Here is an 18962-nt window from a genome sequence, read left to right as displayed (position 1 = left end):
GATCGACGGAGATCCCATGACGACACTGACGGAGAAGCGCCAGACGCGGCGCACCCCTCCCCCCACCGCCCCGGAGCGGCCCAAGCGCCGCAAGGCGATGAAGAGCCCGTATCCCACCTGGTTCTACCTCCCCGCCGGCGTCTTCTACGTGGTGCTGTTCCTCGTGCCGACCGTCGCCTCGCTCTACTTCTCGCTCACCCGCTGGACGCTGTTCGACTCGACCTTCATCGGCTTCGACAACTTCGTCGCCTTCTTCCAGGATCCGGCCCTCTCGACCGGCTTCGTGAACACGTTCATCTACGCCGCGATCACCTCCGGGCTCAAGATCGTGCTCGGGATGGCGCTCGGCCTGCTGCTGAGCTCGCAGATCATCGGCCGCGGGTTCCTCCGCAGCGTCATCTTCTTCCCGGTGCTGGTGTCGACGATCGGCATCGGCATCACCTTCAAGGTGCTGCTCGACCCGTTCGACGGGATCGTCAACCAGGGTCTCGCCGCGATCGGGGTGGCGGGCCCCGGCTGGCTGACGGATCCGCAGTGGGCGCTCTTCTCGGTCGCGCTCGTCGACGTCTGGAAGGGCGTCGGGCTCGCGACGCTCATCTACATCGCGGGCATCGTCGCGATCCCCCAGGACTACTTCGAGGCCGCCCGCGTCGACGGTGCGGGAGCCTGGCACAACTTCCGGCACATCACCCTGCCGCTGCTGCGTCCCGCGACGGTGACGGTGATCCTCCTCTCGCTGATCGGCGGGCTGCGCTCGTTCGACCTGATCTGGGCGATGACGAAGGGCGGTCCGGGCTTCACGAGCGACGTGGTCGCCTCGGTCATCTACAAGCAGTACCAGGCGGGCTTCTACGGGCTCTCGACCGCGGGCAACGTCATCCTCTTCCTCGTCGTGGCGGCGATCATCTTCCCGCTCTCGGCCTGGCTCAACCGGAAGGACAACGAGCAGTGACCACCACCCCGCTCACTCCGTCCCCGCTCACCGGCGCTCCCCTCGACGTCGATCCCCTGCGCTCGAAGGTCAAGCAGCGCGGCGTCGGCCGCGGGTCGCGCGCCTGGCGGTACGGCGGCGGTATCGCCGCCATCGTGCTGTCGGTCCTCGTGTTCATCGTGCCCTTCGCGTTCATCGTCCTCACCGCGGCGAAGACGCAGCAGGAGTCGTCGCTGCTCGGCTTCACCTGGCCGACCGAGTGGCAGTTCTTCCAGAACCTGCAGGCCGTGATCGAGGCGCGCGACTTCGTGCTGCTGCGCGCCTTCGTGAACAGCGCGGTCCTCACGATCGTCTCGGTGACGATCATGGTGGTCCTCGCCGCGATGGTCGGCTACGTGCTGCAGCGCCGCCGCTCCAAGTGGAACCCGTTCGTCAACGGCCTCGTCCTCGCCGGCCTGATCATCCCGCCGGCCGTCGTGCCGACGATCTGGGTGCTGCAGGGCCTCGAGCTCTTCAAGACGCTGCCGGGTCTGATCGCCGTCCACGTCGCCTTCGGCCTGTCGTTCTGCATCCTCCTGTTCCGCGCCTTCGTCTCGACGATCCCGCGCGAGCTCGACGAGGCCGCGGTGATCGACGGCGCCGGCCCGTTCCGACTGTTCTTCACGGTGGTGCTCCCGCTGCTGAAGCCCGTGATCGTGACGGTCATCGTGGTGCAGGCGGTGACGGTGTTCAACGACTTCACCTACGCCCTGTACTTCCTGCCGGGGGACGAGAACGCGACCGTGCAGCTCACGCTGTACAACTTCTCGTCGCAGTCGCAGTCGTCGTGGAACCTGCTCTTCATGGACGTGCTGCTGATCACGATCCCGCCGCTCGTGATGTACATCTTCTTCAACCGCCAGATCGTCGCCGGGATGACCTCCGGAGCGGTCAAGGGCTGAACCCGGGCCGACGTCAGCCCCTCCGCCGGCGGATCCGTGCGCGGGAGGTCGCGCGGACCGATCAGGCGGCGGAGCCACGGCGGCCGGTGCGACCGGGTGAGCGCTCGCCGCCAGCGCCGGTCGGTCAGGGCCTCGTGGCCGGGATCGACGAGGCGGCGCCCGGAGCCCTGCCGCTCCTCGATCGTCACGATCGGAGCCCGTGCCAGGTGCAGGCGCCGGCCGGGCTCCCGCTCGGGCTGGGGGTGCCCGGCGCGGGTCCGCAGCTGCTGCTCGAGCTGCTCCGGATCGGCGGCCGACCAGGCGGTGACGCCCACGCGGCCGTCGGGGAGGGGGAAGCGCTCGGTGACCCGCAGCGGCAGCGCGTCGTGGGGGTGGGACATCGTTCGGTGCCTTTCGGGGCGGGGCAGGACGCAGGGGTGGACGTGGGGTGAGGAGGGAGCCGGTCCATCCCGGCTCCCTCCTCGCCGTCAGTGCTGGATCGGCTCGGCCGTCGGGCCGACGCCGCGGATCCGCCGGGCGATGAGCAGACCGCCGCCCGAGAGCAGCAGCAGCGCCCCGGCGAGGGCGAACGGCCCCGCGGCGGCGCCCGTCGAGGCGAGGACGGTGGGCACGACGCCGATCGGCGGCACCCTCACCTCGGCGCACGACGCGGCGGCCTCGTCGGAGCAGGGGCTGCCGACGAGCGTGGGGGCGAAGCCGGCGGGCAGATCGTCGATCCGGGCCCGGTTCGGGATCGTCCACGCGTCGACCCCGTCCGCGACCACCCCGATCACGGTGAAGGTCGTCGATTCGCCCGGGGCGAGCGACAGGCCCTCGACCGAGAGATCGGCGGAGGCGGGCCCGCCGTCACGCGAGATCGTCACGCCGGACAGGTGCTCGAGTGTCGGCAGGTCGGAGAGGGTGACGCCGTCGGCGGGTCGGTCACCGATGTTCGAGACGACGATCTCGAACCAGGCCGTGTCGCCGTGGGCCACCGACTCCTCCCGGGCGGTCTTCTCGATCTCGAGGCGCCCCTCGAGAGGAGGAACGGGGATCTCGGCGCACGAGAAGGCGCTGTCGTCGGCGCACGGGTTCTGCACCGTCGGCGGGTCGAAGCCCTCGGGCTGGTCGGAGATCGTCGCCCGGTTGGGGATGGTGAGGGCGTCGTACCCGTCGGCCACGCGCCCGCTCACGTGGAGCGCGATCTGCCCGCCCGCGGGGATGCTCAGCCCGGTGACCGGCTCGCTCGCCGACTGGACGCCTCCGCGCCCGTCCTCGATCGTGGCGTCGGCGAGGTGCTCGAGCGTGGGGACGTCGGTCACCGTGACCCCGGTCGCGTCGACCGAGCCCGAGTTGCCCACCACCACGTCGAAGCCTGCTTCGCCGCCGTGCTCGGCGGAGGACTGCGATGCCGACTTCTGCAGCCAGAGTCGGCCCTCGCCGACGGTGTGCGGCACGGTCGCGCACGGGTTCGCGTCGGTCCCGGTCGTCGAATCGGACGGGACGAACGGCGCTCCCGCGAGGCACGCCGTGTTCGTGAGGTCGCCATCGCCTCCCGACCGGACGACGACGTCGAAGGTCAGCTCCGCCACCGTTCCGACGGGGAGCGTGCCGGCCGCCCAGTCGATCCGGCCCGTGCCGGGGTCGACCGAGGCCGAGCCGTGCGAGGTGCGGATCGACTCCGCGTCGAGGTCGGCGTCGTCGAGCACGCCCCGGTCGAGGTGGTCCACGACGGCGGCGTCGGTGACGTCGCCGGAGCCGTCGGAGGTGAGCGTCACCCGGTAGGGCACCCGCGCGCCCGGCAGCAGCGGCACGTCGGAGTCGACGGACGAGCTCTTCGCGAGGGTCACGTGCGGCGTCAGCGCGTCGAGGCCGGCGGTCGCGACCGCGCCGTCGGAGCCGAACGCGTAGTCGTCGATCGCCCGCAGATCACCGTAGGAGCCGTGGACCGAGTCGTTGGCGTTCGGCGCCCGACCCGCCCCGGAGTCGTCGGCCTCCCAGCGGTGGACGCCCGCGGCCGAGTCGGCGCCGCCCTCGCCGGACACCGCGTCGGCGGTCGCCGAGTAGCGCTCGGCGTTCGACCCGGTGAGGAGCGAGTCGTCCCAGTGGATGGCGGTGGGGCTGTCGCCGCCGCCGGTGGAGCGCACGATCGAGATGCCTCCCGAGGAGGTCTCGGCGTCGACGCGGGTGAAGTGGAACTCGTTGGTGCGCCCGATCGAGGCGCGGAAGCCCACGTCGGGGTCCTGGATATCGACGGCGTCGCCGCGGGCGTCGAGCCCGTCCCACTCGAGTGCGAACGGCCCCTTCTCGGCGACGATCTCGGTGAGGTGCACATCGCGCTCGCCGTCGTAGCCGCCGTCGCCGTCGGCGTCGATGTCGACCGTCACCGTGCCGGGCTGCGTGCCGAGCGTGCCGGTCAGCGATCCCGCGTTCGAGGAGGAACCCGAGCGTCGGTAGGCGAGGCCCTCGATCGTCGGCGCGCGGTACTCGGGCGCGATCGAGGCCGGCAGGTCGTCGGCGGGCTCGTCGAGGAACAGCCTGTAGGTCTGCAGGCCCGAGATCCCGGCGCGGCCGGACGCCTGCACGTACGAAGCGCCGACGCCGCCCGCCTCGGTCGACTCGGGCATGGGGACCGAGAGGTAGGAGGGGTCGGAGGACCCCACGCGCACGTTGCCCTTGTTGGTCGCCTGCAGGGTCGACGCGACTCCGTCGTAGCCGCGCAGCGTCATGTCGTAGCGCGCGCCCGTCTCGGTGACGGCGTGCAGGGTGAACGAGGAGCTGCGCTCGCCGGGACTCGAGTACGAGCTCTTCGCTCCCGACTGGATGCCGTAGGAGTCCGACCACACGCGCCCCGCGATCGCCCGCCCCGACGCGTCGGCCACGCCGATGCTCCAGACCAGGTTGACCGGCGCCGTCACGTCGTCGTCGGTCACGCTCACTCGGAAGACCCCGGTCTCGGAGGCGACGAACTCGCCCCCCGCCGCGACCGACGGCGGCGCGCCGCGGGCGAACGCCTGCGCATCGAGCACGGTGCCGTCGGGGGCGGTGATCGCGGCCGCCCCGCCTCCGCTCTCGCCCTCGCCCGCTCCCGTACCGCCCTTCAGCGGGTGGAGGTCGACGCGGAACGTCTCGCCCTTCTGCACCCAGGCCGAGACGGTCGTCGTTCCCGCGTTGGTCGCGCCTCCGTGCAGCAGCGTGTTCTCGATCGTCGTGCGCGGCGGCTCGGCCGCCGCCGCCGCCGCGGGCACCGTCGCCACCCCGCTGCCGAGCAGTCCGCCCACGAGCGCGCAGCCCGCCGTCGCGCCCGCGAACGCGCGGGCGGCTCTCGCCTCCCGCCTCCGACGGCCAGCCGGCCCCGACCGTTCCGTTCGACTCATCCGATGTCCTCTCCTCAGCCGCGCGGGCGCAGTGCGCCGACGACGGTTCACGTCAGCCCCGTGCGAGGAGAGTAATGCTCACTTTCGTGTGGGCGGGCGCGCCACCGCCTCTTCTGTGGACAAGTGGCCGCCCGACGTGCGGGTGAGGACGATCAGGAGCGCCTGTCGCCCCTGTGCGGCATCGACTCCGCCACGCTCTGCAGCAGGAGCCGGCGCATCGAGGAGAAGGACACCGTCGGATCACGGCGCTGGATCGCGGCGCTCACCTCGGCGTGCAGCCCCAGCGAGACGGGGAGCGGCTGGTCAGGCCCGAGGCCGTGCTCCCGCCGTCCGGTGAGGGTGTCGCTGATCACCGATTCCAGGCGCGAGAACATCCCGTTCCGGGAGGCGACGAGGACGAGCGAGTGGAAGCCGAGGTCGAGCTCGTGGAACCGCTCCCGATCCTCGTCCTCACCCGCCGCCCACATCCGCCCGGCGATGCTCACGAGCTCGGCGACCTCTGCCGAGGTGGCGCGGGTCGCCGCGAGACGGGCCGCCTCCGGCTCGACGGCGATCCGCAGTTCGGCGAGCGCCGCGATCTGAGCGTCCCGATCCGGCGCCTGCAGGCGCCAGTGGACGACCCGTGGATCGAAGAGGTTCCACTCGTCGGGAGGCAGGACCACCACGCCCACCCGGCGACGGGACACGACCAGCCGCATCGAGTCGAGGACCCGGATCGTCTCGCGCCCGACGGAGCGCGAGACGCCGAAGCGCTCCTCGATCCTCTGCAGGGTGAGGACGCTCCCCGGCGTGAGCCGCCCCGCGCAGATGTCGCCCCCGAGTGCGTCGAGCACCTGTTCGTGCAGCCCCGGGAGCGACCGCGTCGCGGCGGAGGCGCGGGCCGGAGAGTGCGGCGGGGTCGGGGACGACCCGGTCGGCGTCACGAGCCCGCGGACTCGTACGCCCGCGCCGGGATCTGCGTCGCGAGCTTGCCGCCGCTGACGTCGATGAGGGTCCCCGTGATGTAGCGCGACGCGTCGCTCGCGAGGAAGAGCAGCAGGTCGGCGATCTCGGACGCCTCGCCCCAGCGGCGCAGCGTCAGGGTGTCGAGGAGGCGCGACTGGGCGTCCTCGGGCATCGTCGCGAAGCCGTTCATCGCCGTCGGGATCATGCCCGGCGCGTAGGAGTTGGCGGTCACGTTCCAGGGGCCGAGCTCTCCCGCGACGACGCGGGTGAACTGCACGACCGCGGCCTTCGACGCCGCGTAGGCGGCGCTGCCGACACTGGGCACGATCGCCGCGAACGACGCCGCGTTGATCACCCGCCCGCGCCCGCTCTTCTTGAGGTGCGGGATCGCGGCCTTGGTGACCCGGAAGACTCCGGCGACGTTGACGTCGAAGCAGCGCTGCCAGGCGTCGTCGTCGAGATCCTCGATGCGTCCCTCCGCGTTGATGCCGGCGTTGTTCACGACGACGTCGATCCCTCCGAAGCGCTCCACGACGGCTGCGATCGCCGTCGCGACGGAGGCGGAGTCGCGCACGTCGACCGCGATCCCGGCCGCGGACGGGCGATCGGCGAAGTCGGCGACCGACTCGGCGGCGACGTCGAGCGCCGCGACGCTCGCGCCCTCGGCGAGGAACGCCTCGGCGATGGTGCGGCCGATCCCGCGCCCCGCTCCCGTGACGACGACGACGCGTCCCTGCAGATCCCAGTCCATTCGTGCCTCCGATAAAGCATACGTTTGAGTGATCAGTGACGTTATGATCGCACGTATCGGCGCGGCCCGACAGCGCGCCCGGGCGACGGAGGACGAGATGACGCTGACCGACCGAGGGACCCTCTGGATCACGGGCGGGGGCAGCGGCATGGGCCGGGCGAGTGCTCTGGCCGCCGCCCGCTCCGGCCGGCGCATCGCCGTCAGCGGCCGACGGGCGGAGGCGGTCGAGGGCACCGTCCAGGCCATCAGGGACGCGGGAGGCGAGGCGCTGGCCGTCCCCGTCGACGTCCGCGATCCCGCCGCTCTCTCCGCCGCCCACGAGCGCATCGTCGAGACCTGGGGGCCGGTCGACTCCCTGGTGCTCTCGGCCGGGCTGAATGCTCCGAAGCGCGACTGGGCCGACCAGGAGGTCGACGAGTTCGCCCACATCGTCGACACCAACCTGACCTCGGTCGTCCGCACGATCGACCTGGTGCTGCCCGCGATGCGCGCCGCCGGCCGCGGATCGATCGTCGTCGTCTCGTCGGTCTCGGCCTGGCGCTTCTCCCCCGGCTCCGGAGTCGCCTACATGGCGAGCAAGTCGGCGCTGGCGATGGTCTGCGCCTCCCTCAACGACCAGGAGGGGCGCCACGGGATCGCCGCCTGCCACCTCTGCCCCGGAGAGGTGGACACCGACTTCCTCGCGCTGCGCCCGTCGGTCCCCGGCGCCGAGCAGCGGGCCGCGATGCTGACTCCGGAGGACATCGGCCGCGCCGTGCTCTTCGTGCTCGACAGCCCCGCGCACGTGCGGATCGACGAGCTGGTGATCTCCCCGGTCGGACAGCGCTGACGGGCATCGCGGAGGGGCTGTCGCTCACAGTCGCCGCACATATCGCTGAGTATCGTTCGGAGAAACGGGAGGTCACCATGAACAGTTCGTACTCCACGCCCGGCTTCGGCACGGGGAACCCGATCGAGGGCATCTGGCAGGCCATGGAGCAGGCGCGCTCCAGCTTCGACAAGCGCGTCGGCAGCCGGGTCGGCCGCGGCGACGTCCGCGCCGCCGTGCTGGCGCTCCTCGCCGAGCAGCCTATGCACGGCTACCAGATCATCCACGAGATCGAGGAGCGCAGCGGCGGGGCCTGGAAGCCGAGCCCCGGCTCGGTCTACCCGACGCTGCAGCTGCTGGCCGACGAGGGCCTGATCGCCGCCGACGAGTCCAACGGCCGCAAGACCTACACGCTGACCGAGGCGGGTCACGCGCAGGTCGCGGGCTCCGGCACGTCGGCGCCGTGGGCGTCGGCCGAGTCCGAGTCGGTCGACTTCGGGGCACTGCCCAGGGCCGGAGTCGCGCTCGCGCAGGCGGCCGCGCAGGTCGGTCGCTCGGGCTCTCCGGCGCAGATCCGGCAGGCCATCACGGAACTCGAGGACACGCGCCGCAGGCTGTACGCGATCCTCGCGCAGGACTGACCCGGGTGCCGTCGGTCAGCCCGGGTCCCGGCGACCCGGGCTTCCGTACACGGAGCGACCGCAGGCGGTACCGCCGCATCCTGCGCTTCGCCGGCTGGCACCTCGCGGTGACCTGGTTCTTCGATCTGCTCCTGCCGCGCGTCGGGCTCTCCTCCATCGCCCTGCGCACCCGACCGCGGCGGATGCAGCGCTTCGCGCGCAGCTTCCACGTGCTCGCCGTCGAGCTCGGCGGGCTGATGATCAAGGTCGGCCAGTTCATGTCGTCGCGCCTGGACGTGCTGCCGCCCGAGATCACCCGCGAGCTCGAGGGGCTGCAGGACGAGGTCCCGCCCGTTCCCTTCGCCGAGATCCGCGTGCTCGCGGAGGCCCAGCTGGGGATGCCGCTGGAGCGCGCCTACGCCTGGGTCGACGAGTCGCCGGTGGCGGCCGCCTCGCTCGGGCAGGCGCACCGGGCGCGGTTGAACCCGACCGACGCCGCCGACACCGGGCACGAGACCGCGATCATCAAGGTGCAGCGGCCGGGGATCGACGGGATCGTCGAGGTCGACCTCGCGGCGCTGCGGCGGGTCGGCGGCTGGCTCAGCCACGTCCGCCTCGTCTCGGACCGGGTCGACGCGCCCGCGCTCGTCGAGGAGTTCACGGCGACCAGCCTCGAGGAGATCGACTACCTGCACGAGGCCGCGAGCTCGATCCGCTTCGCAGCGGACTTCGCCGGCGACCCTCGCGTGGGCATCCCCGACGTGGTCTGGGAGCGCTCGACGAGGAAGGTGCTGACGCTCGAGGACGTCACCGCCATCAAGATCACCGATGCCGCCGCGCTCGCCGCGGCCGGGATCGACCCGCGGGACGTGGCGCCCGTCTTCGCCGCGGTCATGTTCGACCAGCTGTTCACGAACGGCTACTTCCACGCCGATCCGCACCCCGGCAACATCTTCGTCACCCCGACTCCCGGCGCCGAGCAGCCGTGGCGGCTGACGTTCATCGACTTCGGGATGATGGGCGAGGTGCCGCCGTCGACCCGCGCGGGTCTGCGCAAGATGCTCATCGCCGCCGCCTCGCGCGACGGCAAGGGCCTGGTCGACGCGGCCCGCGAGGTCGGCGTGCTGCTCCCCTCCGCCGATTCGCGCGAGCTCGAGCAGGCGATGACGCAGCTGTTCGCCCGCTTCGGAGGCATGGGCTTCGCCGAGCTGCGCGAGGTGGACCCGCGAGAGTTCCGCGACTTCGCCGTGCAGTTCGGCGACGTGGTGCGCTCGCTCCCGTTCCAGCTGCCCGAGAACTTCCTGCTCGTCATCCGGGCGATGTCGCTCACCTCCGGTGTCGCCAGCGCGCTCGACCCCGCGTTCAACCTCTGGGACTCGGTCGAGCCCTACGCCCAGCAGCTGATCCGCGAGGAGCGGGGCAACGTCGCGCAGGACATCGGCCGGCAGGCCGTCGACACCCTGGGGCTGATCTGGCGCCTTCCGCGGCGGCTCGACGAGCTGGTCACGACGCTCGACGACGGCAGGCTCGCCGTCACCGTCCCGAGCGTCGAGCGCCGCCTGACGGTGCTCGAGGGCACGGTGCGGCGGGTGATCTCGGCGGTGCTGTTCGCGGGCCTGCTGATCGCGGGGGCGATCCTCCGCCCCGACGACGGGGTGCTCGGGACGGTGCTCCTGGTGGCCTCGGTCGTGCCGCTGCTGCACGCGCTGCTCGGCGGCCGGCGGCGCTGACCGTCACGGCTCAGAACCGCGAGGCCGCCTCGTACAGCACCTCGTCGTCGCCCGCGTAGACCCCCTCGGCACGCGGCCAGTGCGAGATCACGTCGGTGAAACCGAGCTCCTCGGCGCGGCCGACCATCTCGTCGAAGCGGGCGACGCTCTCGAACGAGAAGAACGGTCCGGAGTCGAGGGAGAGGTAGCGGTCGAGCGAGCGCTGGTCGCGCCCCGCCGCCTCGAGCGCGTCGTCGAGCCGCTCGCCGAGCGCGGCGACCGAGGCCCACCACTCGTCGCCGTCCGTCCCCTCCCGGCCGGTCGTCACCCAGCCCTGGGCGTGCTCGGCCACGAGCGCCAGACCCTTCGGACCGTTCGCCGCCAGCACGAGCGGCACGCGCGGCCGCTGCGCCGGCTCGCCGACCATGCGGGCTCCGCTCGCCGTGAACCAGGCGCCCTCGAGGTCGATACCGCCCGAGCCCGGCGCCTCGTGGCGCAGCAGCACGTCGAGCGCCGCGACGAACTCGGCGTAGCGCTCGTGCCGCTCCCTCGCGGAGTACAGCGGCTGGCCGAGCACGGTGGCGTCGAATCCCGTCCCTCCCGAGCCGACACCGAGGAGGAACCGGCCGCCCGCGATGTCGTCGAGCGTCGCGACCTCCTTCGCGAACGGCACCGGGTGCCGGAAGTTCGGCGACGCCACGAAGGTGCCCAGGCGGATGGTCTCGGTCACCACGGCCGCCGCCGTCAGCGTCGGCACGGTCGCGTGCCACGGCTGATCGGCGAGCGAGCGCCACGAGAGGTGGTCGTAGGTCCAGGCGTGGTCGAAGCCGAGACCCTCGGCCGACTGCCACTTCCGGCGGGCCGCGATCCAGGGCTCCTGCGGGAGGATGACGATTCCGTGGCGCATGGTCCGAGTGTAGGTTCGTGCCGCCGGCCCGGCCCGACGCGAGGAGCGATCACGTGGACCACCCGATGACGAGCACCCGGACCCTGCACGAGGGCTGGACCCTCCGCCCGACGAGCGCCAGGGGAGTCCCGGACGCGGTCCTGCGCGCCGGGGACATCCCCGCCGCCGTGCCGGGAGTCGTGCACACCGACCTGCTCGCGGCCGGGCTGATCGAGGACCCGTTCCTCGACGGCAACGAGCGCCTGCAGGAGTGGATCGGCGCGACCGACTGGCGGTACGCGACGGCGTTCGAGTGGGCCGACCAGGGTCACGACCGGGTCGAGCTCGACTTCGGCGGCCTCGACACGGTCGCCGACGTGCGGCTGAACGGCGTCACCGTGCTCGAGAGCCGCAACCAGCACCGCTCCTACCGGGTGCCGGTCGACGGCCTCCTCCGCGAGGGCCGCAACGAGCTGACTGTCGACTTCTCGGCCCCGGTGTCCGCTGCCGACCGGGCGAGCCTCGAGCTCGGCTACCGGCCGCACGTCAACCACCACCCCTACAACGCGCTGCGGAAGTCGGCGTGCAGCTTCGGCTGGGACTGGGGCATCGACACCTCCAGCAGCGGGATCTGGCGGCCGGTGTCGCTGCACTCGTGGTCGGTCGCGCGCATCGCCTCCCTCGTCACCTCGCCGACGCTCGACGGATCGACGGGAGTGCTGAGGGCGAGCATCCGCCTCGATCGCGCGGCCTCCGGCCCGATCACGGTCAGGGCCGAAGTGGCGGGCGGCACCGCCGAGGCCGTCCTCGACGACGGCGCCACGGAGGCCTCGCTCGAGGTGCGCGTCGACGACGTCGACCGGTGGTGGCCCGTCGGCTACGGCGAGCCGGTGCTCCACGACCTCGTCGTCACCGCGACCGCCGGAGGCACCGAGCTCGAGCGGGTCGAGCGCCGCATCGGCTTCCGCACGGTCGAGATCGACACGGCACCCGACGCGGAGGGCGCCCCGTTCACGCTGATCGTCAACGGCGCGAGCGTCTTCGTCCGCGGCGTGAACTGGATCCCCGACGACGCCTTCCCGCACCGCGTCGACCGGGCCCGCTACGAGCGGCGGCTGCGGCAGGCGCTCGATGCGAACGTCAACCTCGTCCGCATCTGGGGCGGCGGGATCTTCGAGTCGGAGGACCTCTACGACACCGCGGACGAGCTGGGCCTGCTCGTCTGGCAGGACTTCCTGCTCGCCTGCGCCGCCTACGCCGAGGAGGAGCCGCTCCGGAGCGAGATCGTGGCGGAGTCGCGCGAGGCGGTGGCCCGTCTGGGCGCGCACGCCTCCCTCGTGCTGCTGAACGGCAACAACGAGAACCTCTGGGGGCACGAGGACTGGAACTGGAAGCTCCGGCTCGAGGGCCGCACCTGGGGCGCCGGCTACTACTTCGAGCTCTTCCCCGCGATCGTCGCGGAGCTCGCCCCCCACGTCGGCTACACCCCCGGCAGCCCCTTCTCGCCCGACCCCGCGCTGCACCCGAACGACGAGCTGCACGGCTCGATGCACCTGTGGGAGCAGTGGAACCGCCAGGACTACCCGAGCTACCGCGACCAGCGCCCGCGCTTCGTCGCCGAGTTCGGCTGGCAGGGCCCTCCCGCGTGGTCGACGCTCGTCGGCTCGATCAGCGACGACCCCCTGACTCCGGAGTCGCCCGGCATGCTCGTGCACCAGAAGGCGATGGAGGGGAACGCGAAGCTCACCGACGGACTACTGCCGCACCTGCCGCTGCAGAACACCATGCCCGAGTGGCACTGGGCGATGCAGCTCAACCAGGCCGCGGCTGTGACGGTCGCGATCGAGTACTTCCGCTCCCTCCTGCCGCACTGCCAGGGCGCGATCCTCTGGCAGCTGAACGACTGCTGGCCCGTCGTGTCGTGGGCTGCTGTCGACGGCGACGAGCGCCCGAAGCCGCTGCTGCACGCCCTCCGCAAGGCGTTCGCCGACCGCATCGTGACCGTGCAGCCCGAGGGCGAGGGCCTCGCGGTCGTCGCGGTGAACGACTCACCGGAGGCCTGGAGCGGGCGCCTCGTCGTCGACCGTCTCGACTACGACGGCACGGTGCTCGCGAGCACGGAGTCGACGATCGAGGTCGCCGCCCGCTCGGCGACCCGCGTGCCGGTCGCCGCCGCGGTCTCGGAGGCGCACGCCGCCTCCCGAGAGCTCCTCCGCGCCTCGGTCGGCACGGTCCGCGGACTCTGGTTCTTCGCCGAGCCCCGCGACTCGGAGCTCGAGCCGCGCCCGTTCACGGCGACGGCGTCCCACGTCCCCGGCGGCGTCGACGTGCGCGTCACCGCGACCGGGGTGGTCCGCGACCTGGCGGTCCTGGCCGACGTCGCGTCCCCCGACGCCGAGGCCGCCGACCAGCTGGTGACCCTGCTGCCCGGCGAGGAGGCGGTCGTGCACGTCCGCACGGCGACGCTGGTCGACCCGGAGCGGCTGCTCGCGCCGGAGGTGCTGCGGACGATGAACGAGCTGGTGGTGGCCGCCCGCTAGCTCCCGGGCACCGGCTCGCCCGCCGCCCAGACCCGGCCGACGGAGAGATCGGGCAGCAGCGCGACGACGTCGGCCGCGTAGCCGGGAGCCAGTCGTCCGAACCGGTCGCCGACCCCCATCGCGGCGGCCGGAGTCGCTGTCAGCGCGGTGATCGCCTCCTGCAGGCCGAGACCGAGGCGCTCGACCGCGGTCCGCAGCGCCGCGTCCTGGGTCAGGGTGGAGCCGGCGATCGTGTCCGTCCCCGCGACGCGGGCGACCCCGTCGACCACGCGCACCTCGAGCGAGCCGAGCCGGTAGGCGCCGTCGTGCGCTCCGGCCGCCGCCGTCGCGTCGGTGATCAGGGCGATCCGGCCCGGCACGGCGCGGAACAGGGTCCGCGCCACGATCGGAGCGACGTGCACGCCGTCGAGGATGAGCTCGAGGGTGACCCGCTCGTCCTCGGCCGCCGCCATGATCGGCCCGGGCTCGCGGTGGTGGATGCCGGGCATGGCGTTGAAGGCGTGGGTCAGCACGGTCGCTCCCGCGTCGAACGCGCGCAGCGCGAGCCCGTGGGAGGCGACGGTGTGGCCGACGGCCGCGACGACGCCTCCGTCGACGATCAGCCGGATCGCCTCGAGGGCGCCGTCGAGCTCGGGCGCGAGGGTGATCTGCCGGAGCACGCCGCGACCGCGGTCGAGGAGCTCGGCGACGTCGCCGCGCGAGGGCTCCCGCAGCTGCCGGGGATCGTGGGCGCCGTGGTTGCCGGGCGAGAGGAACGGCCCCTCGAGGTGCGCCCCGAGGATGAGCGGGTCGCCGGACATCGCGTCGCGGATGACCGCGAGGGACGCGGCCAGCGCCGGGATCGGCGCGGCGACGAGGCTGAGCACGGAGCGGGTGGTGCCGTGCCGGCGGTGCATCGCGAGGGCAGCGGCGATCGCCTCCGGCCCGTCGTCGTAGGAGCTCTGCGCGCCGCCGTGCCCGTGGATGTCGAGGAAGCCCGGGACGAGCGTCGCCTCGCCCGCCTCGACGATCCGGTCGGCGGGCGGTGCCTCGCCGGAGCCGGCGGCGCGGATGCGGTCGCCCTCGACGAGGATCCACGCGTCCTCGACGGTCGACACGGAGTCGATCGCTCGAGCGGCGCGGAGGAGCGTCGTGCGCGCCCGGCGGCCGGTCGCCTCCTCGACGGGGTCGGCGGTTCGGGCCACGGGTCCTCCAGAGCGTGCGGCGTCTCGGGCCGCCGCGGTCCAGGGTACGCAGGTGCGATCGGCTCGAGACGCGGCGGGCCCTCCCCTGCCTTGCATCGCCCCGGCGCACACGGTAAGCAGGACGTGAAACGTTTTAAGCAGAGGATGCCGCACGGATGATGCACTACGGAGGCGACTACAACCCCGAGCAGTGGGACGAGGCGATCTGGGAGGACGACGCGCGGCGGATGCAGGAGGCGGGGGTCACCCTCGTCAGCCTCGGCATCTTCGCGTGGGCGCGCATCCAGCCCGACGAGGCGACCTTCGACTTCGGCTGGCTCGATCGCGTGCTCGACCTCCTGCACCGCCACGGCATCGCGGTGGATCTCGCGACCGCGACGGCCTCACCGCCCGCCTGGGCGGCGCGGACCTACCCGGGCCTCCTGCCGCAGGACGAGAACGGGGCGACCTACTGGCCGGGGAGCAGGCAGGCCTACAGCCCCGCCTCCCCCGACTACCGCCGGCTCGCGGCCCGGCTCGTGACCGCGATCGCCGAGCAGTACCACGACCATCCGGCCGTGGTGCTCTGGCACGTGAACAACGAGTACGGCTGCCACCTGCAGTACGACTACTCCGACAACGCCGCCGTCGCCTTCCGGGCCTGGCTCAAGCGCAAGTACGGCGACGTCGACTCCCTCAACCGCCGCTGGGGCACTCTGTTCTGGTCGCAGCGGTACGGCTCCTTCGACGAGATCGTGCCCCCGAGGAAGGCCCCCTACAGCCACAATCCGGCGGGGCTGCTCGACTTCCGCCGCTTCACCTCCGACACCCTCCTCGAGCTCTACGTGAGCGAGAGGGACATCCTCCGAGCGGCCGGGGCGACGCAGCCGATCACGACGAACTTCATGGGCGCGTTCCCGGCTCTCGACTACTGGTCGTGGGCGGCCGAGGTCGACGTCGTGAGTGACGACAACTACTTCGATCCCGCCGATCCGGAGTCGTTCCGCGGCGCCGCCTTCACCCGCGATCTGATGCGGTCGCTGAAGCCCGGCGTGCCCTGGCTCCTGATGGAGCAGGCCACCAGCGCGGTCAGCTGGCGCCCGGCGAACGCTCCGAAGGCGCCGGGGCAGATGGCGGCGCTGTCGATGCAGGCCGTCGGACGAGGCGCCGACGCGGTCCTCTTCTTCCAGTGGCGCCAGTCGCGCCGGGGCAGCGAGAAGTTCCACTCGGCGATGCTCCCGCAGGCGGGCACCGGAACGCGCACGTGGCGGGAGGTGGTCGAGCTGGGAGGAGTGCTCGGCGGGCTGCCGGAGCTCGGGCCCACGGACTCCGGAGCCCGGGTCGCCCTCGTGCTCGACTGGGAGAACTGGTGGGCGATCGAGAACCCCGACCATCCCGTCGCGCTCGACTTCCTCTCGCTCGTGCAGCGCTGGCACGCGGCGTTCCACCGGCAGAGCATCGCCGTCGATCTGGTCCGTCCCGTGGACGACCTCACGGGCTACTCCGTCGTCGTGCTCGCCCACTCCTACCTGCTGACCGACGAGGCCGCCGCGAACCTCTCCTCCTTCGTCGAGGCGGGCGGGCGCCTGCTCGTGACGGCCTTCAGCGACGTGGTCGACGAGGACGACGCCTTCCGCGACGGCGGCTTCCAGGTGGGTCTGCGCGACGTGCTCGGGGTGTCGGTGCTCGAGTTCGGCGGGCTCGCGGCGGGCGCGGCGGTGCGGGCGGAGGGACCCTCCGGTGCCTTCGCCGGCGAGCACCTCGTCGAGGAGCTCGCGATCCACGCCCCCGACGGCGACCCGCGGCCGGTGGACGTGCTCGCGCGGTTCACGACCGGCCGCACCGCGGGGATGCCCGCGCTCACGGCCCGCGCGTCGGGAGCGGGGACCGCCCACTACCTCGCCACGATCCCCGACGACGAGGGGATGGCCGGGCTGACCGCCTGGCTCGCGGCGGAGGCCGGCGTCGACCCCGTGCTGCGGACGCCGAGCCCCTGGGTCGAGGCGGCGCGCCGAGGCGACGTCGTCACCGTGATCAACCACGGGGCCCAGACGGTCGACATCGACGTGACGGGCACGGATCTCGCGACCGGCACCGCGGTCGAGTCGGTGCGCCTCGAGCAGTACGGCTGGGCGCTCATCAGGACAGGAGGACGGGCATGACACAACGCGTCTGCTTCACCATGCAGCTCAAGAAGGACCGGATCGCCGACTACCTCGCCGCCCACGAGACGGTCTGGCCCGAGATGCGGGAGGCGCTCCGCGAGACCGGCTGGTCGGACTACTCCCTCTTCATCCGCGAGAGCGACGGCCTGATCGTCGGGTACCTCGAGACCGACGACTTCGAGCTGGCGCGGGCGCGCATGGCCGAGAAGGAGGTCAACACCCGCTGGCAGGACACGATGGCGGAGTACTTCGACGACTCCGGCCACCCCGACCGCTCGATGGTGCGCCTCGAGGAGTACTTCCACCTCGAGTGACGCGGGGCGGGGCGGGCGGAGTCAGGCGCCGGCCTGCACCGCGTGCAGCACGGCGTAGCGGCCGCCCGCGGCGAGCAGTTCGGCGTGCCCGCCGATCTCGACGATGCGGCCGTGCTCGAGCACCACGATGCGATCGGCGGAGCGGACGGTCGAGAGCCGGTGCGCCACGACCAGCGTCGTCCGTCCCCGCATCAGGCGCTCGAGCGCCTCGCGCACCAGCGCCTCCGCCTCGGGGTCGAGCGCACTCGTGGCCTCGTCGAGCACGAGCACGCGGGGATCGCGGACGAGCGCCCTGGCGATCGCGATGCGCTGACGCTGCCCACCCGAGAGCCGCGCGCCGCGCTCGCCGACGACGGTGTCCCAGCCCTCGGGGAGGGCCCGCACGAAGTCGAGCGCGTTCGCGTCCCGGAGCGCCGCGGTGACCCGGTCGTCGCGGACAGCGCCGAGTCCGTAGGCGACGTTCTCGCGGATCGAGCCCTCGAACAGCACCGAGTCCTGCGGCACGACCGAGACGAAGCGGCGGACGCTGCGCAGGTCCAGAGTCTCGGCGTCGCGTCCGTCGAGGAGGATGCGGCCGCTCGTGGGCCGCAGGAAGCCCAGCACGAGGTTGAGCATCGTCGACTTGCCCGAGCCGGAGGAGCCCACGAACGCGATCGTCTCGCCCGGCCGCACGTCGAGCTCGACGTCGTCGATCGCGGCGGTCCGATCGTCGTAGCGGTAGCCGACGTGGTCGAGGCGGATCGCTCCGCGCACCTCGTCGACCCGCGCCTTGCCCTCGTTGTGCTCGAGGTCGGGATCCTGCAGGAGCTCGCCGATCGAGCGCACCGACTCCGTCCCCTTCGCGATGGTCGGCAGCAGCATCAGCAGATTCGTCACGGCCCCGGTGAGCAGGGCGAAGTAGGAGCTCAGCAGCACCACCTGGCCCGCGCTGATCGGGATCCATCCGCTGATCGACGCCCACGCGGCGGCGACGAGGCAGCCGACTCCGAGCAGCTGCAGGCCCACCCACGACAGCGACGCGAAGCGTCCGTTCAAGAGGTCGAGGCTGTAGCCGGCCGACCGCACGCCCTCGGCGCCCGCGGCGACCCGATCGACCGCCGTGCGCTCGAGCCCGTGGGCCCGCGTGATCGGGATGAGGGTCGCCATCTCGCCGACCCGGGCCGAGAACTGCTCCACCTCGCGGCGGAACAGCTCGTTGCCCCGCCGCGAGCGGGCGCTGAGGAACGCGCGCAGCAGCACCGCCAGCGGGATGGCCAGGGCGTAGACGGGGAGGAACTCCGGCACGTTCAGGGCCGTCATCACCACGGCGCCGATCGCGACCATCACGGCCGAGAGCAGCGGATGCGCGACCTGCTGCAGCATCGTCTCGACGTTCTCGACGTCGCGGACGACCTTCGTCTGCACGATCGACGAGCTCGCGCGGGTGTGGAACCCGATCGAGAGGTTCTGGAGCCGCTCCGCGAGCGCATTGCGCAGGTCCGTGCCGGTCTGGCGGACGGCGCTCATGTAGAGCCGGGTGTACATCACGTGGTTCGGGTAGTTCTGCAGCAGCGCGATCAGGGCGATCGCGGTCCAGAGCCACAGCGTCGAGGGCGGCCCTCCCGCCACGACGACGTCGATGATCGCGCCCGTGACGACCGGCAGCAGCCAGAGCGGAGTGTCCTTCACGGCGAAGAACAGGACCGCGACGACGATCCGGCGCCGGTAGCGGCCGAGCAGGCCCAGGGCCGACCGCGCGGGCCGGTGCCTGTCGATCTCGAGGGGGGCGGCGGAGGCGCGGGGTTCTCTCACGCATCGACACTATCCCTCGAGCAGATGGCGGGCAAGCGTTTT

Annotated in this window: 14 protein-coding genes; 8 read left to right on the top strand and 6 right to left on the bottom strand. The window is 72.4% G+C overall.

Going from position 1 to position 18962, the window contains the following annotated elements; genetic code table 11:
* Positions 1-16 precede the first annotated feature (16 nt).
* Positions 17-952: a carbohydrate ABC transporter permease gene (locus B9Y99_RS11805; RefSeq protein ID WP_085476789.1), complete on the top strand. Its 936-nt coding sequence runs from the start codon at positions 17-19 to the stop codon at positions 950-952.
* A gap of 122 nt (positions 953-1074) precedes the next feature.
* Positions 1075-1872, top strand: coding sequence for a carbohydrate ABC transporter permease (locus tag B9Y99_RS11800; protein ID WP_244274965.1), 798 nt, complete (start codon positions 1075-1077; stop codon positions 1870-1872).
* A gap of 467 nt (positions 1873-2339) precedes the next feature.
* Here the strand turns inward: B9Y99_RS11800 and B9Y99_RS11790 are convergent, their stop codons facing one another.
* From B9Y99_RS11790 to B9Y99_RS11780, 3 genes are all read right to left on the bottom strand, one after another.
* Complete coding sequence (locus B9Y99_RS11790; protein WP_129588012.1) at positions 2340-5228, bottom strand: DUF7927 domain-containing protein; 2889 nt, start codon at positions 5226-5228, stop codon at positions 2340-2342.
* Positions 5229-5380: 152 nt separating this feature from the next.
* Positions 5381-6061: a FadR/GntR family transcriptional regulator gene (locus tag B9Y99_RS11785; RefSeq protein WP_208856945.1), complete on the bottom strand. Its 681-nt coding sequence runs from the start codon at positions 6059-6061 to the stop codon at positions 5381-5383.
* 86 nt (positions 6062-6147) lie between these two features.
* Positions 6148-6924: an SDR family NAD(P)-dependent oxidoreductase gene (locus B9Y99_RS11780; RefSeq protein ID WP_085476786.1), complete on the bottom strand. Its 777-nt coding sequence runs from the start codon at positions 6922-6924 to the stop codon at positions 6148-6150.
* A 43-nt stretch (positions 6925-6967) separates the two neighbouring features.
* Here B9Y99_RS11780 and B9Y99_RS11775 point away from each other — a divergent pair, with 43 nt between their 5' ends.
* From B9Y99_RS11775 to B9Y99_RS11765, 3 genes are all read left to right on the top strand, one after another.
* Positions 6968-7753, top strand: a complete 786-nt coding sequence (locus B9Y99_RS11775; RefSeq protein WP_244274888.1) for an SDR family oxidoreductase — start codon at positions 6968-6970, stop codon at positions 7751-7753.
* 77 nt (positions 7754-7830) lie between these two features.
* Positions 7831-8373, top strand: a complete 543-nt coding sequence (locus B9Y99_RS11770) for a PadR family transcriptional regulator (RefSeq protein ID WP_085476785.1) — start codon at positions 7831-7833, stop codon at positions 8371-8373.
* Between the two features lie 5 nt (positions 8374-8378).
* Positions 8379-10082, top strand: coding sequence for an ABC1 kinase family protein (locus tag B9Y99_RS11765; RefSeq protein WP_129588011.1), 1704 nt, complete (start codon positions 8379-8381; stop codon positions 10080-10082).
* A gap of 10 nt (positions 10083-10092) precedes the next feature.
* Here the strand turns inward: B9Y99_RS11765 and B9Y99_RS11760 are convergent, their stop codons facing one another.
* Complete coding sequence (locus tag B9Y99_RS11760; protein WP_085476784.1) at positions 10093-10968, bottom strand: LLM class flavin-dependent oxidoreductase; 876 nt, start codon at positions 10966-10968, stop codon at positions 10093-10095.
* Between the two features lie 65 nt (positions 10969-11033).
* On the opposite strand from B9Y99_RS11760, the gene B9Y99_RS11755 reads away from it, so the two are divergent.
* Positions 11034-13487 (top strand): glycoside hydrolase family 2 protein, encoded by a 2454-nt coding sequence (locus B9Y99_RS11755; protein WP_085477375.1) that lies wholly within the window; start codon positions 11034-11036, stop codon positions 13485-13487.
* Here the strand turns inward: B9Y99_RS11755 and B9Y99_RS11750 are convergent.
* Entirely contained in the window at positions 13484-14671 is a 1188-nt protein-coding gene (locus B9Y99_RS11750; protein ID WP_244274887.1) for an N-acetylglucosamine-6-phosphate deacetylase, read from the bottom strand. The two genes, B9Y99_RS11755 and B9Y99_RS11750, sit on opposite strands and share 4 nt — an antisense overlap.
* 155 nt (positions 14672-14826) lie before the next feature.
* Here B9Y99_RS11750 and B9Y99_RS11745 point away from each other — a divergent pair, with 155 nt between their 5' ends.
* Entirely contained in the window at positions 14827-16812 is a 1986-nt protein-coding gene (locus tag B9Y99_RS11745; protein WP_129588010.1) for a beta-galactosidase, read from the top strand.
* Positions 16809-17129 carry an L-rhamnose mutarotase gene (locus B9Y99_RS11740; RefSeq protein ID WP_085476782.1) on the top strand — a complete coding sequence of 107 codons (321 nt, stop codon included), beginning with the start codon at positions 16809-16811 and terminating at the stop codon, positions 17127-17129. Before B9Y99_RS11745 ends, B9Y99_RS11740 begins: the two co-directional genes overlap by 4 nt.
* A 21-nt stretch (positions 17130-17150) precedes the next feature.
* Here B9Y99_RS11740 and B9Y99_RS11735 read toward each other — a convergent pair whose 3' ends face one another.
* The gene (locus B9Y99_RS11735) at positions 17151-18920 is read right to left on the bottom strand and encodes an ABC transporter ATP-binding protein (RefSeq protein ID WP_085476781.1); all 1770 of its coding nucleotides are present in this window, start codon (positions 18918-18920) and stop codon (positions 17151-17153) included.
* Between the last annotated feature and the right edge of the window lie 42 nt (positions 18921-18962).

The sequence above is a fragment of the Rathayibacter oskolensis genome (assembly GCF_900177245.1).
GTDB lineage: Bacteria > Actinomycetota > Actinomycetes > Actinomycetales > Microbacteriaceae > Rathayibacter > Rathayibacter oskolensis.
Note: the sequence above shows the minus strand (reverse complement) of the source record. Positions and strands in the feature narration are given on the sequence as shown.